Below are 13,993 nucleotides of genomic sequence, written 5' to 3' on the forward strand. Positions count from 1 at the left end.
AATTATTAACCAAAAAGAGAGAATGAAAATGAAAGCATACCAGCGTGAGTTTATTGAATTTGCCCTTGAGAAAGAAGTACTAAAGTTTGGTGAGTTTACTTTAAAGTCTGGTCGTAAAAGCCCATATTTCTTTAACGCTGGCTTATTTAATACCGGTCGTGATTTAGCTCGTTTAGGTCGTTTTTATGCAGCAGCATTGGCGGATTCTGGTATTGAATATGACGTATTATTTGGCCCTGCGTACAAAGGCATTCCAATCGCCACAACGACAGCAGTAGCATTAGCTGATCACCATGATACAGATAAGCCATACTGTTTTAACCGTAAAGAAGCAAAAGATCACGGTGAAGGTGGCAACCTAGTTGGTAGTGCACTTGAAGGCCGCATTATGCTAGTTGATGACGTGATCACAGCTGGTACAGCGATTCGTGAATCAATGGAAATCATTCAAGCAAATGGCGCTGATTTAGCAGGTGTTCTTGTGGCTATTGACCGTCAAGAAAAAGGCAAAGGTGAGTTATCGGCGATTCAAGAAGTTGAACGTGACTTCAATTGCTCAATCATTTCGATTGTCAGTCTGACTGACTTAATCTCTTTCTTGGAAGAGAAAGGCGATAATGCTGAGCAACTAGAAGCCGTAAAAGCGTACCGTGCTGAGTTTGGTATCTAATTGATGCTAATCCCTTTAAATAGGGTTAATAATGCTTTTTCAAAATAGAAGAGTAAGTGGTTGATGTTGTATCAGCCACTTTTTTTTGCGCTTCATCTTCAACATTTGCTGTCTGTGTCATATCGACATTTAACCACTCTTTCATGTTCTTCCAGAGCGGTTTATCAAGCTCAGGGTAGCGAGCTAAGAAACAGTTCTTTTCTGAAAACATCTCTTGATAAGCTTGATGCTCAGACATAGTGCCTAAAAGTGGGTACTTCATATGTTGCAGTACTTTATGAACAAATTCAGTACCTTGGTTGTTTTCTTTGCAGCGAGTAATAACAAAGGCTAGCTCAACATTATTATGTTTAAACGCAGGGGAATTAATTAAATCTTTAATGAACCCAAGCATTGAGTGCACATCAATCGGTGATGGTTGGACAGGAAAGATGATCTTATCAACCATAGAAATATACTTCTCCATCTCAAAACGACTAAAGTTAGAGGGAGAATCAATCACTGTGATTTTGGTGTCCGCTTCCAAGCGCAAAGCGAGAGAAAAGGGCACATTTGATGATGGTAAAAAACGAGTTGTTCTTACCCCTTCGGTTTTACTGCCCCAAAAGTGACTTGTTCCTTGAGGGTCAAGATCAATGATTTCCGTTTTTACTTTTTGATGAGCGTAGAAAGACGCCATTGCTATTGCAAACGTGGATTTTCCTGCGCCACCTTTACGGTTGATGACAAGAACTTTTTTACATTGTGCTCGTTTATATCCAACTAACATGATGAACTCATCTATAATCATTGACAATATTATAACTAAGCAATCAATATGCCATGTAATTCAAGTTTGACACGGTAATCTGTCTTAAAGTTTGAACTCGTTACATAAAAAGTAACAATTTCATCTCTCATTTTTTATGAAATACCGCTTCAATTGCTTCGAGTTACGAGTAAACTGAAATAAGACATATATTGAGGTTAAGCCCATGCAAGAAAACCATAAGATTTTAGTAGTTGATGATGATGCTCGTCTTCGTTCTTTATTAGAGCGTTACTTGTCAGAACAAGGCTTTCAAGTGCGTAGCGTAGCTAACAGTGAACAAATGGACCGTTTATTGGCTCGTGAAACTTTCCACCTAATGGTATTGGACTTAATGTTGCCGGGTGAAGATGGCCTATCTATTTGCCGCCGCTTACGCAGTGCAAATAATATGTTGCCGATCCTAATGCTAACGGCAAAAGGCGATGAGATTGATCGCATTGTTGGTTTGGAAGTCGGTGCTGATGATTACCTGCCAAAACCATTTAACCCACGCGAATTACTAGCACGTATTCGTGCGGTGCTACGTCGCCAAGTTATTGAAGCGCCAGGAGCACCAAGCGCAGAAGACAAAATGATTGAGTTTGGTGAATTCCGCTTAAATCTAGGCACACGTGAAATGTTCCGTAATGATGAGCCAATGCCACTGACATCTGGTGAATTTGCTGTTCTAAAATCATTAGTGACGAACATGCGTGAACCAATGTCGCGCGATAAATTAATGAATATGGCCCGTGGCCGTGAATATTCAGCAATGGAACGTTCAATTGACGTTCAAATTTCTCGTCTTCGTCGTATGATTGAAGAAGACCCAAGTCGTCCACGTTATATTCAAACGGTGTGGGGATTAGGTTATGTGTTTGTTCCTGATGGGGCAGAAGCGTAAGAGCAGGGACGAGAATCGAGTACGCTTCGCTTAAGGGGCGAGGAAGAGCGTTAAAAGCAGAGTTCAGATCGGTCGCAGGCTCCCTTGCAGGATTCTAACTCCCCCTTGTATTAACTATGTCGATCTCATAGCTATTGCGATAAAGGGGGAGAACCTTTCTTTGTCGCTGCTATAACAATATCCACCCCTGAACTCTGCTCTTCCTGAAACCTGCAAGCGAAGCGTCCTGAAACCTAGGTTATTCCAATACCAACAATATTCGCTGTTGTCGCTTCTAGTTAGCGTAGCGTATAGTCTCTAGCTCTCTTCAAATTCATCACCAAACAGAGAACCTCTATGAAAAGTACCTTCGCCAGAACCCTTTTACTCCTCGCATCCCTTCTTATCGCCAGTCAGGTATTCTCTTATCTCGCGGTTTTTAATTACGCCTTATTACCTAGCTTGCAGCAGTTTAATCGCATTTTGGCTTATGAAGTACGCTTAATGTTAGCGGAGGATGTTACGTTAGCGAGTGGTAAAAATGTTCATTTAGGGCAGCCTCTACGACGCCAATTATTAGAGCAACTTGGTGTGAGTATTCATGATGAAAACGATCCTGATATGAAAGAGTATTATCAGGCCAGCCCGGTTGAATTTTTAAGTGAAGAGATGACTCAGGAGTTAGGGGCACCAACAGAGGTGCGTTTGATTTTAGGTGCAGACAGTTATGTGTTGTGGATGAAGAGTGAAGCAATGCCTGAGTTTTATATGCGAATACCACTTTCAGAGCTGCAAGAAGATGATTTTGCGCCGCTCTTTAGAAACAGTTTGTTTATCGCTTTACTCGTAATTCTTGGTGGTTGGACATTTATTAAAATTCAGAATCGACCATTAATGGCACTGCAAACTGCCGCTCGTAAAGTAGGTAAAGGTGAAATACCCGATCCGTTACCTGAAAAAGGTGCATCAGAGATTCAAGCGGTGACTCGTGCGTTTAACCAAATGTCGAAGGGTATTCAGAAATTAGAGCAAGACCGAGCGTTATTAATGGCCGGGGTCAGTCATGATATTCGAACACCATTAACTCGGATTCGTTTAGCAACAGAAATGATGTCTCCAGAAGACAGCTACCTTGCCGAAAGTATGATTAAAGACACGGAAGAGTGTAATGAGATCATCGGTCAATTCATGGATTATTTAAAACCTGTCGCAAAGCAAGATTTTACTCAGGTGGATGTTAATACCATCGTTAATGAGGTGATATTAGCTGAGGGTGGTTATGAGCGTGAAATTCAGACTAAGCTTGCTATGATCCCAAAAGCGATTAATGGTAATGCGGTAGCAATTAAACGAGTGATCACTAATTTGGTCGTTAATGCGATTCGATATGGTGGTGATTGGATCCAAGTATCAACCAGTGTGTCTGCTGACCATAAAACCGTATGGATTATTATTGAAGATAATGGCCCTGGAGTTGATAACGCACAGCTAGAAACCGTGTTTGAACCTTTTACTCGAGGTGATACGGCTCGTGGTAGTGAAGGGACAGGGCTAGGATTAGCCATCGTTAAGCGTATTGTTACTCAGCATCAAGGTGAAGTGAGTTTATCAAACCGAAGTGAAGGTGGTTTGAAGGTTCAAGTTGAGTTTCCGTTGGGGTGAGAGCAGGGACGAGAATCGAGGACGCTGCGCTCGAGGGGCGAGGAAGAGCGTAAGAGCAAAAAGCTAGGATTCAGGAAGAGCAAAAGCAGAGTCCAGAGGTGATTGTTGTGATATCTACGGGCACAATACAGTTCCTCCCCTTGTTCACAAAGGTTACTTGGTAGTAACTGTTGATATAAGGGGAGGCTAGGAGGGGTTGGAAACTAGAGACGATACGCTAGCGCTAACTAGACCGCTTCGCTCCTATAAGAGCAAAAAGCGAAGGGTTCAGGTTTCAGGAAGAGCAAAAGCGAGTACACCTGAAACCTGCAAGCGTCGCGCCCTGAAACCTAAAAACTCACCACATCAACCATGTCCGCTCTTATAGTCTCTAGTCAGCACAGCGTATCGTTCCTAGTAAAAAATAAAAAAGACCGCAGATGATAATCACCTGCGGTCTTTTTCGTTTTTACTCGTCCCTAGAGCGAAGCGAACTTGCTCCTAGTCCCTTTATTTAAACAACCACATCTTGTTTTGCTTCTTCTTTCACTTCTGCATACGGCAATACGATATTTAAGATAATCGCAGTTACACCACCTGCAGTGACACCTGATGAGAAAATGTTTTTAATCATCTCAGGCATGAACTGAAGAATTTCAGGTTTTTGAGCTAAACCAAGACCCATGGAGAAAGACATAGCCATGATTAGGATTGCGCGACGGTCTAGTTCAACACGAGAGATAATACGCACACCAGCAGCCGCAATCGTACCGAACATCACAATAGTTGCACCACCAAGCACAGGCTCAGGAATGATCTGCACCATGCTTGCTACCCCTGGGAATAAACCAAGAAGAACTAGCATACCTGCGATGAAATAACCCACATAACGGCTTGCTACACCTGTTAATAGAATTACGCCATTGTTTTGGCTAAACGTTGAGTTAGGGAAGCTGTTAAATGCTGCGGCGATTGCCGAGTTAATACCATCAGCTAATACACCGCCTTTAATGCGCTTCATATAAACAGAGCCTTTTACTGGTTGGCCTGATACTTCTGATGTCGCAGTAATATCACCAATGGCTTCTAGTGCCGTGATTAAGAAGATAAGCACCAAAGGAATAAACAGAGACCAGTCAAAACCTAAGCCATACTGCATAGGGATTGGTAGGGCAATGAGAGCCGCATCATGAGACATATTTGTATTAAGCATTCCCATTGCCCACGCCACTAGCGTACCTACTGTCATTGCGATAACGATAGAAGCCATACGAAGGTAAGGGTTAGTTGCACGGTTTAGTACTACAATAATTAATAATACAGTGCCAGCAAGAGCGAGTTTATCAAGGCTACCAAATGTGCCTTCGCCCATAGCTGAATACCCGCCCCCCATAGACACTAAACCGACTTGAATAAGAGTAAGGCCAATTAGGGTAACAACAATGCCAGAGACTAATGGAGTAATGATTTTTTGAGCGTATTCAAGAACACGAGATAGGAAAATTTCAGCGGTTGAAGCAACAAGAATGGTACCGAAAATGGCTGCCATCATTGTAGGAACATCAGCACCACCGGCTTTTAGTGCAAGGCCAGCACCAATGATTGGGCCTAAGAAATTAAAACTGGTGCCTTGAACTGAAAGTAAGCCGGAACCGATAGGGCCAAAGGTTTTAATTTGAATAAAAGAAGAAATGCCCGAAGCAAATAAAGACATGCTGATGATGGTATTGGTCTCAGCCGCTGGAACACCAAGAGTCTGGCAGATGATCAGAGAAGGCGTAATAATCGCAACAAACATTGCTAATAAGTGCTGAAAAGCAGCAAATAAAGTGTGCGGTAGCGGTGGACGATCATCCAATTGATAGATCAATTCAGATGGTTTTGTGGTGCTGTTTTTAACGGTCATGGCCGATATTCCTAGTAGTATAACGTTGTCTTCAAATCTCGCTGAATGGGAGTTTGAAGTGAGAAGGCGTCAATCTGTGATTGCTGTTAATCAGAACCTTTCTCGATAGGGTTGCATTGTTAAGTTCGATACTTAATCAATTGGAGCGGTATTTTATAGATAATTTAATGAAAAGCAATCGTTTGCTTGTGTTTTTTAGAGAGGTAGAGCGAGGGTAAATGGAGGAAGTATTCTAGAGACTATACGTTGTGCTAACTAGACCGCTTCGCTTCTATAAGAGCAAAGCAGGGTTTCAGGGTTCAGAGGAGATTGTTGTGATAACAACGATCACAATACCGTTCCTCCCCTTGTTCGCAAAGGTTACTTGGCAGAAATTGTTAATATAAGGGGAGGCTAGGAGGGGTTGTAAATGATGAAGTTCGGTTTAATCGAATAACAAGAAACATTATAACCAACCCCCTCTAACTCCCCCTTGTGTTCACTATATCGATCTCATAGTTATAGCGATAAAGGGGGAGAACTATTCTTTGTCGTTGTACTAACAGCGTTTGAAACTAGAAGCTATACGCTGCGCTAACTAGACAGTTTCGCTTCTATAAGAGCAAAGCGAGGGTTCAGGACTCAGGTTTCAGGAAGATCAAAAGCGAGCACCCCTGAATCCTGCAAGCAAAGCGTCCTGAAACCTAAAATATCACCACATCAGTCATACAGGCTTCTATAGTCTCTAGTTAGCACAGCGTATAGTCCCTAGCCCCTAACTCCGCCCCGTCCGACAAACCGTATACACATCAATACGTTCAACCCCCGCTTTTCTTAACTCCACACACAACAGATTAATCGTTGCACCCGTTGTCACCACATCATCAACAAGAGCAACGTGTTTTTCTTTGATTGGTTTAGTGATTTTAAATGCACCGAGTAAATTGGTTTGTCTAAACGAGCGAGATAAACCTTGTTGAGGCCTTGTCGCTTTAACGCGTTTCAATATCTTGTTATTACAGTGAGTGGTGGACGACTTAAGATTGAATTCTCTTTCTAATGTCCAACCTAAATGATCACTTTGATTATAAGAACGCCACCAGAATCGTTTCCAATGCAGAGGAACAGGAAGAATGAGAGGCGCTGGTTCTGGGATTCGCTTACTGAGTAATACACCTAAATCTTGGGCAAGCCAGAACTGTTGAGCGTATTTGAGTTTATTAATGTACTCGCGTAATGGGTCAGAATAGTCACTCACACAATATAAGCGGTCCCATTGTGGTGGGTGCAAAAGGCACTCTCCGCAGACATCAGTCTCATGCTCGGTTTGCAAACCACATCGCTGACAGCGAGGCACTGTTTTGATTAAATCTAAGCAAGCTTGGCACCAAATGGTTTCAGATGGTGGCATTGCTTGTGAGCAAAAGTCACAATGACTTACGCCTAATTTTTGTATTGATCTTCTTATCCTCCTGATGAACACTAAACCACCCATACTAATTAATCATTAACAGGCAGTGTAGATGACAACACCTCTTTATTGGCAAACGGAAGGCGAAGGTTCCGATCTGGTTCTCATTCATGGATGGGGAATGAATGGAGCAGTGTGGCAGACCACATCTGAAAAGCTTAGCCAGCATTATCGTGTGCATACTGTCGATTTATCTGGTTATGGTCATAGCGCAGAGTTAGGCTGTGCTGATTTTGATGAAATGGTAAAGCAAGTTCTTGCTCAAGCACCTAAAAAGGCTGCATGGTTAGGTTGGTCATTAGGGGGATTGATTGCGACAAAAGCCGCGTTAACTTCTCCCGAGCGAGTATCACAACTCATTACCGTTGCGAGCTCACCACGATTTTCAGCAGAGAAAGGCTGGCGAGGCATAAAACCTCTTGTATTGTCTCAATTTACTGAGCAGCTAAAAACCGATTTTACATTAACCGTTGAGCGCTTTATGGCACTACAAGCTATGGGGAGTCCTAACGCTAAGCAAGACATTAAGTTGGTAAAAAAGGCTGTATTTTCAAGGCCAATGCCTGATCAGCAAGCATTAGCTACAGGTTTAATGATTCTGGCCGATATAGATCTACGAGAAGCTGTATCTCAATTGTCGATGCCGGTATGTCGTATGTATGGACGACTGGATGGATTAGTGCCAATTAAAGTTGCTCATGATATGGATGAACTTATGCCGAATTCGGCTAAAATCGTTTTTGAGCAAGCATCACACGCACCTTTTATTTCGCATAATGACGAATTTATTTCTGAGCTACGCACTTTTTTAAATCAACACGCTTAGTTTTTATTTAGTTAAGGAAACGCTTTATGATCTTTTCACCTAACAGTGTCAGTGTGCCGCTTATCGCACCTTCTGTTAATCTGCCAACAGAACAAGTAGCACGTGAAAATCGTGTTAAGAAGCCTGTTGCGCCGACGACAAAGATGAGCGAAACCACATCTGAAAAAGCAATCAAAGGTGATGATAAGCAACATAAGCGGGATGCTTGGGAGCCATCAGATCACCCAGGTTATGATGTGATGGAAGAAAAAGAGGAGCCTAAACCTCATTTCGCCACTCTGTATGATATTGATGATGATTTAGCTAAATTAGCTCGATTGTTGTCGTTGGATACTTACGCTCAAGGTGAAGGAACGGGTTATACCATCCGTTTTAATTTGCCAAAGAATTTATTAGATAAACTTGAAGAGATGGGACGAATGGTTCGCCGTCGTAGCGTGATAAGTTTTCACTATGATAAGGCGGTGGTTCCGAATAATCCGTCGGATATATTGGCGGTGCTTTGAGGGTTTAAGAGCAGGGACGAGAGGCGAGTACGCTTCGCTCGAGGAGCGAGGGAGAGCGTAGGATTCAGGTCTCAGGTTTCAGGAGGAGCAAGAGCATAGCTTAGTCGCAAGCTCCCTTGCAGATTTCAGAGATGATCGTTGTGATTACAGCGTTCATAATACTGTTCCTCCCTTTTTTACGAAGGTTACAAACCAACCCCCTCTAACTCCCCCTTGTATTAACTATATCGATCTCATAGTAATAACGATAAAAGGGGGAGAACCATTCTCTTTCGCTGTGATTGCAGTATGCGAGCAAAGCGGAGGATTCAGGTAAAAGTGAGTACACCTGAAACCTGCAAGCGAAGCGCCCTAAACCCTTTCTCTTAGCTCTTCCTCGCCCCTAGAAGCGCAGCGTTCTCGTCCCTCAAAACTTACTTCTTCGCCTTCGCAAAAGCAGCCGCAAACGCACCACCCATTGCACCACCGCCAACATCGTTATTACGTTGCTGTCTTGGTGCTTGAGAACGCTCATTGCGCTGTTGTGGTTTATTTGATTGGCGTTGAGGACGATTGTCTTCCCCTGGCTTGTCGTTTAAACGCATAGAAAGAGCGATACGCTTACGTTGCACATCCACTTCCATCACTTTTACTTTTACGATATCACCAGCTTTAACGACTTCTCTAGGGTCAGAAACAAACGTATCACTTAATGCAGAAATATGAACTAAGCCATCTTGGTGAACACCGATATCAACAAATGCACCGAAGTTCGCTACGTTTGATACAACACCTTCTAATACCATGCCTAATTCAAGGTCAGATACCGTATTTACGCCATCAGCAAAGGTGGCTGTTTTAAACTCAGGACGAGGATCTCGACCCGGCTTATCTAGCTCTTTAATGATGTCAGTGACTGTTGGTAAACCAAAATCTGCACTGATGTAATCGTTAGCCGCAACCGAGCGTAAAAACTCAGTATTACCAATAATGGCATCAATAGCTTTGCCATTTTTCTCAGCAATGGTTTTTACTACTGGGTAAGCTTCAGGGTGAACCGCAGAAGCATCCAATGGGTTTTTACCGTTCATTACACGTAAGAAACCAGCACATTGTTCAAAGGCTTTAGGCCCTAAACGAGCAACTTTTTTCAGCGTTGTACGGTTTTCAAAGCGGCCGTTTTCATCACGGTAATCCACAATGTTTTGTGCAATCGTTGCTGATAAACCCGCAACACGAGTTAATAGAGCAGGAGAGGCGGTATTTACATCAACACCAACGGCGTTTACACAGTCTTCGATGACGGCATCTAACTTTTTCGCTAGTTGGCTTTGGCTTACATCGTGTTGATATTGACCAACACCAATGGCTTTTGGATCGATTTTTACTAACTCAGCCAGAGGATCTTGCAGACGGCGAGCGATAGATACCGCACCACGGATTGATACATCTAAATCAGGGAACTCTTTCGCTGCTAATTCAGAGGCAGAATATACCGATGCACCCGCTTCACTTACGATGATTTTCGCCGTTGATAGGCCAGCACCTTTTAGTAGATTACCCACAAAGGCATCGGTCTCACGTGAAGCAGTACCGTTACCAATGGCGATTAAATCCACATTGTGTTGTTTGATTAATGCTTCGATAATCTGTGCTGATTTTGCAATTTGATTATGGGGTTGGTTAGGGTAAATCGTATCTGTTGCTAGTACTTTACCAGTAGCATCAACCACGGCGACTTTCGTACCTGTACGTAGGCCTGGATCAAGTCCAAGTGTCGTTTTAAGACCTGCTGGCGCTGCCATTAATAGGTCTTTTAGGTTGGTAGCAAATACATCAATCGCTTCGTTTTCTGAGCGTTCTTTTAGGCCGCCCATTAATTCTGTTTCCATGTGCATTAAAATCTTAATACGCCATGTCCAGCTGATCACTTGTTTACGCCATAAATCAGCAGGTTGAGAACCTAGCGTAATACCATAATGATTTGCGATGATGATTTCACAGTACGAGCCACGAGCACCTTCTTCCTGAGTTGGGTCAGCGTTAATAGAAAGCTGTAAGAAGCCTTCATTGCGACCACGTAGCATAGCAAGAGCACGGTGAGAAGGGACTTTTGTTAATGCTTCATGATGATCAAAGTAATCTTTGAACTTTTCACCCGCTTGCTCTTGGCCGTCTACCATTTTAGATACAAGCTCAGCATTAGCCGTTAGATAAGTACGTACTTTTTCAAGTAAGTTTGCGTCTTCTGCCATGCGTTCCATAAGAATGGCACGAGCGCCGTCTAATACAGCTTTAGCATCGGCAAAGCCTTTTTCTTCATCAATGTAAGATTGAGCGGCATCTTCAGGTGTATTTTCAGGCTGTGTCCACAATAAATCAGCTAATGGTTCAAGACCTGCTTCAATAGCTATTTGGCCTTTAGTGCGACGCTTACGTTTAAATGGTAGATACAGATCTTCAAGACGTGTTTTGCTGTCCGCATCTAAAATCTCACGCTCTAATTCAGGCGTCAGTTTTTCTTGTTCTTTAATCGATTTTAAGATCGATTGACGGCGGTCATCCAATTCACGTAAGTAAGTTAAACGAGTATCAAGCGTACGAAGTTGCGTATCGTCTAGGCCATCTGTTACTTCTTTACGGTAACGAGCAATAAATGGGATGGTGCTACCTTCGTCAATCAGTTGAACGGCAGCAGAAACTTGTTGAGGGCGAACGTTAAGTTCTTTAGCAATTATGTTTATTATCATTTTGATTCTTTTTTAATTAAAAATTATTGGATAGAAGCAAAGAGCAGGGTTCAGATCGGTCGCAAGCTCCCTTGCAGGGTTCAGAGGAGACAGTGGTAATTCAAGCGATCACTATACAGTTCCTTCCCTTGTTCATTAATGCTGATTGGTAGCAAATATCTATCTAAGGGGAGGCTAGGAGGGGTTGCTAGTGATAATGTTTAGTTTATCTGAATCACTAGAGTATGGTGTAACCAACCCCCTCTAACTCCCCCTTATATTAACAATGTCACTTGCATAACCTTAGTGATAAAGGGGGAGAACCTTCTTTGATGCTTTAATTTCAACGATCACTATTTCGCTCTTCCTGAATCCTGAAACCCATCTTCCTCGTCCCTCGAGCGAAGCGTCCTCGAATCTCGTCCCTACACCTAGTACCTAATCGAATTCACGAACCACTCTTTATCCCCATCAGGCGTTTTTACAATCACATCTTCATCGACTTCTTTTTTGATCAGTGCGCGAGCCATTGGGGAATCGATAGAGATATAGTCGTTGCGGCCAAATATTTCATCAGGACCAACGATGCGAAAAGAGAGGATATCGCCTTGTTCGTTTTCAATTTCAACGAACGCACCGAAAAAGATTTTTCCGTCTTGCTGTGGGGAATAGTCGACCACTTTTACTTGGTCTAAACGTTTACGAAGATAGCGAACACGGCGGTCTATTTCACGAAGGCGTTTTTTGTTGTATTGATAATCTGCGTTTTCACTGCGATCACCAAGGCTAGCCGCCCAAGTCACTTTTTTTGTGACTTCTGGGCGTTCTTCTTTCCATAGAAACGTGAGTTCATCTTGTAGCTTATTAAAGCCTTCACGTGTGATTAAATTGGTTTTCATTATTTATCCTGACACGCCCTAATCGTAGCGGATGCCTTTTTTAACGTTTGGATCTTCCATTGTTTTAAAACGTTTATGTAGCCACATCCATTGAGGAATACAGCGTAAAATGACACGTTCTACCGCTTTATTCATTACCGTAGCAACACCAACGGGATCTTTCTTCGGAAATTGATCACTGATGTCATTATCAATTTGTAAGTGGTAATTATTGTAAGTTCTAAAGCCCGATGCAGTAACAACAGCACATTTACTTGCACTGATTAAGATATCCGAACCTACAGTGGTACAAGCATCTGGAACCGCAAAGAAAGGAACAAAAACCGATTTATTACGGTTGTAATCGTGATCCGGCATATACCAAAGACGCTCACCTTTACGTAATACACGCAGCATGCCTTTAACGTCTTTTCTATCAATCATTTGGTTGCCATTATTGGTACGGCCCCAATGTTGAATAAAATCGTAAGCTGGGTTGTTATGTGGGCGGTAAACCCCATAACCTGGAGCAAAAGAAGTGAATGCACGAGCGGTAAGTTCAAGGTTTAATGCGTGAACACAAACAACCAATACGCCACGACCTTCTTCTGCAAGATCAAGAATGTGTTGCTTGTTTTCATAACTAAAGTGTTTTTCGACACGCCAATCTGGCCATACCCAAGCCATTGCGGTTTCAAAAATCGCAAGACCTGAATTTTTGAAATTCTCAACAATAATGGCTTCACGCTCGGACGATTCCATTTCTGGAAAAGCGAGTTCTAAATTACGGCGAGCAACATGGGCTCTTGATTTTCCGAGTTTTAATCCAAGTAAACCAAGAGAGCGACCAAGTTTGTAAGTTACTTTATAAGGCAATAGGGTGACGATGGCAAAAAGGAATCCGAATCCAAACCATACCCCCCAATATTTAGGGTGTAGAAGAGCGCTAGAGAATTTAGGTGCTGGATACTTTGACATCGTGAGCCTATTTTATCTAATTAATTATTGGATCTGAGCACTGAGTAGCGCCCAATATTCGTTAAAGTTTTCAGTCGGTTGATATTTAAAATCAGAACGGACAAAACGACAGAAACTCCCCTCGACTTGACCCACAAGCTGAGCGGCTAAAATACTTTCATCAATTGGGAATGCTTTCCCTTCACGTAATTTACGTTCACGTAAGATTTGTTTGAATTGAAGTTCAATACGCTCAAATATTTGATTGATGCGGCTTCTTAAGCGCTCATTTTCAAACATCAGCGCATGGCCTGTCATAATTCGAGTTAATCCAGGGTTACGTTCAGCAAAGGCGAGCAGAAGTTTTAATAATAGCTCAATACGTTTTAAAGTATCTTTTTCATCTTCAAGAATGCGGTTAACACGCGAAAAAATAGATTCTTCAATAAACTCAATTAAGCCTTCAAACATTTTGGCTTTGCTTGGGAAATGGCGATATAACGCAGCTTCTGATACACCAACCTGTTTTGCTAATTTGGCTGTAGTAATGCGAGCAGCACCTTCATTGGACTCTAGCATTTCAGCTAAAGCTTGTAGTATTTCATCACGACGATTTGTTTTTCTTGGGGTCGCCATTACGGTTCCTTTGTCATTTTTATTATTTTTTGTGGAGCTAGGTTGTTTGTTACTAGAGGCTATACGCTTAGCTAACTAGACCGCTTCGCTCCTATTGAAGAGCAGGTTTCAGGATTCAGGAAAAGCGCATCGAGTTCAGTTC

At 42.5% G+C, this 13,993-nt stretch carries 12 protein-coding genes; 5 read left to right on the top strand and 7 right to left on the bottom strand.

The annotated features are described in order from the left end of the window. Positions 1-28 precede the first annotated feature (28 nt). Positions 29-670 carry an orotate phosphoribosyltransferase gene (pyrE, locus tag AVFI_RS00620; protein ID WP_005417014.1) on the top strand — a complete coding sequence of 214 codons (642 nt, stop codon included), beginning with the start codon at positions 29-31 and terminating at the stop codon, positions 668-670. Positions 671-695: 25 nt separating this feature from the next. On the opposite strand, the gene AVFI_RS00625 is transcribed toward pyrE, so the two are convergent. Beyond that, positions 696-1,439, bottom strand: coding sequence for a ParA family protein (locus AVFI_RS00625; RefSeq protein WP_188863309.1), 744 nt, complete (start codon positions 1,437-1,439; stop codon positions 696-698). Positions 1,440-1,644: 205 nt separating this feature from the next. On the opposite strand from AVFI_RS00625, the gene ompR reads away from it, so the two are divergent. Both ompR and envZ read left to right on the top strand, forming a co-directional pair. Next, entirely contained in the window at positions 1,645-2,364 is a 720-nt protein-coding gene (gene ompR / locus AVFI_RS00630; protein WP_012532766.1) for an osmolarity response regulator transcription factor OmpR, read from the top strand. A 336-nt stretch (positions 2,365-2,700) separates the two neighbouring features. Continuing rightward, a complete protein-coding gene (gene envZ, locus AVFI_RS00635; RefSeq protein WP_065604246.1) occupies positions 2,701-4,005 on the top strand; it encodes a two-component system sensor histidine kinase EnvZ in 1,305 nt (434 codons plus the stop codon). Positions 4,006-4,498: 493 nt separating this feature from the next. On the opposite strand, the gene AVFI_RS00640 is transcribed toward envZ, so the two are convergent. Together AVFI_RS00640 and AVFI_RS00645 are read right to left on the bottom strand one after the other, a co-directional pair. Next, the gene (locus AVFI_RS00640; RefSeq protein WP_054775422.1) at positions 4,499-5,890 is read right to left on the bottom strand and encodes a uracil-xanthine permease family protein; all 1,392 of its coding nucleotides are present in this window, start codon (positions 5,888-5,890) and stop codon (positions 4,499-4,501) included. Positions 5,891-6,644: 754 nt separating this feature from the next. Beyond that, positions 6,645-7,280: a ComF family protein gene (locus AVFI_RS00645; protein WP_236782058.1), complete on the bottom strand. Its 636-nt coding sequence runs from the start codon at positions 7,278-7,280 to the stop codon at positions 6,645-6,647. A 112-nt stretch (positions 7,281-7,392) separates the two neighbouring features. Between AVFI_RS00645 and bioH the strand changes: the two genes are divergently transcribed. Continuing rightward, positions 7,393-8,166 carry a pimeloyl-ACP methyl ester esterase BioH gene (bioH, locus tag AVFI_RS00650; protein WP_011260983.1) on the top strand — a complete coding sequence of 258 codons (774 nt, stop codon included), beginning with the start codon at positions 7,393-7,395 and terminating at the stop codon, positions 8,164-8,166. A gap of 26 nt (positions 8,167-8,192) precedes the next feature. Further along, the gene (locus AVFI_RS00655) at positions 8,193-8,672 is read left to right on the top strand and encodes a hypothetical protein (protein ID WP_005417025.1); all 480 of its coding nucleotides are present in this window, start codon (positions 8,193-8,195) and stop codon (positions 8,670-8,672) included. Between the two features lie 413 nt (positions 8,673-9,085). Here AVFI_RS00655 and AVFI_RS00660 read toward each other — a convergent pair whose 3' ends face one another. The 4 genes from AVFI_RS00660 to slmA form a co-directional block, all read right to left on the bottom strand. Further along, positions 9,086-11,401 (bottom strand): Tex family protein, encoded by a 2,316-nt coding sequence (locus tag AVFI_RS00660; protein ID WP_188863308.1) that lies wholly within the window; start codon positions 11,399-11,401, stop codon positions 9,086-9,088. 410 nt (positions 11,402-11,811) lie between these two features. Continuing rightward, complete coding sequence (greB, locus tag AVFI_RS00665) at positions 11,812-12,279, bottom strand: transcription elongation factor GreB (protein ID WP_005417033.1); 468 nt, start codon at positions 12,277-12,279, stop codon at positions 11,812-11,814. A gap of 18 nt (positions 12,280-12,297) precedes the next feature. Next, complete coding sequence (locus AVFI_RS00670) at positions 12,298-13,236, bottom strand: Kdo(2)-lipid IV(A) acyltransferase (RefSeq protein ID WP_011260986.1); 939 nt, start codon at positions 13,234-13,236, stop codon at positions 12,298-12,300. Positions 13,237-13,260: 24 nt separating this feature from the next. Continuing rightward, entirely contained in the window at positions 13,261-13,851 is a 591-nt protein-coding gene (gene slmA, locus AVFI_RS00675; RefSeq protein ID WP_054775424.1) for a nucleoid occlusion factor SlmA, read from the bottom strand. Positions 13,852-13,993 lie beyond the last annotated feature (142 nt).

The organism is Aliivibrio fischeri ATCC 7744 = JCM 18803 = DSM 507 (genome assembly GCF_023983475.1).
GTDB classification, from domain to species: Bacteria; Pseudomonadota; Gammaproteobacteria; order Enterobacterales; family Vibrionaceae; genus Aliivibrio; species Aliivibrio fischeri.

Bases quoted from the DNA above. Each gene is read 5' to 3' on its own strand.
- pyrE (WP_005417014.1), top strand. From the start codon at position 29: ATGAAAGCATACCAGCGTGAGTTTATTGAATTTGCCCTTGAGAAAGAA.
- AVFI_RS00625 (WP_188863309.1), bottom strand. From the start codon at position 1,439: ATGTTAGTTGGATATAAACGAGCACAATGTAAAAAAGTTCTTGTCATC.
- ompR (WP_012532766.1), top strand. From the start codon at position 1,645: ATGCAAGAAAACCATAAGATTTTAGTAGTTGATGATGATGCTCGTCTT.
- envZ (WP_065604246.1), top strand. From the start codon at position 2,701: ATGAAAAGTACCTTCGCCAGAACCCTTTTACTCCTCGCATCCCTTCTT.
- AVFI_RS00640 (WP_054775422.1), bottom strand. From the start codon at position 5,890: ATGACCGTTAAAAACAGCACCACAAAACCATCTGAATTGATCTATCAA.
- AVFI_RS00645 (WP_236782058.1), bottom strand. From the start codon at position 7,280: ATGCCACCATCTGAAACCATTTGGTGCCAAGCTTGCTTAGATTTAATC.
- bioH (WP_011260983.1), top strand. From the start codon at position 7,393: ATGACAACACCTCTTTATTGGCAAACGGAAGGCGAAGGTTCCGATCTG.
- AVFI_RS00655 (WP_005417025.1), top strand. From the start codon at position 8,193: ATGATCTTTTCACCTAACAGTGTCAGTGTGCCGCTTATCGCACCTTCT.
- AVFI_RS00660 (WP_188863308.1), bottom strand. From the start codon at position 11,401: ATGATAATAAACATAATTGCTAAAGAACTTAACGTTCGCCCTCAACAA.
- greB (WP_005417033.1), bottom strand. From the start codon at position 12,279: ATGAAAACCAATTTAATCACACGTGAAGGCTTTAATAAGCTACAAGAT.
- AVFI_RS00670 (WP_011260986.1), bottom strand. From the start codon at position 13,236: ATGTCAAAGTATCCAGCACCTAAATTCTCTAGCGCTCTTCTACACCCT.
- slmA (WP_054775424.1), bottom strand. From the start codon at position 13,851: ATGGCGACCCCAAGAAAAACAAATCGTCGTGATGAAATACTACAAGCT.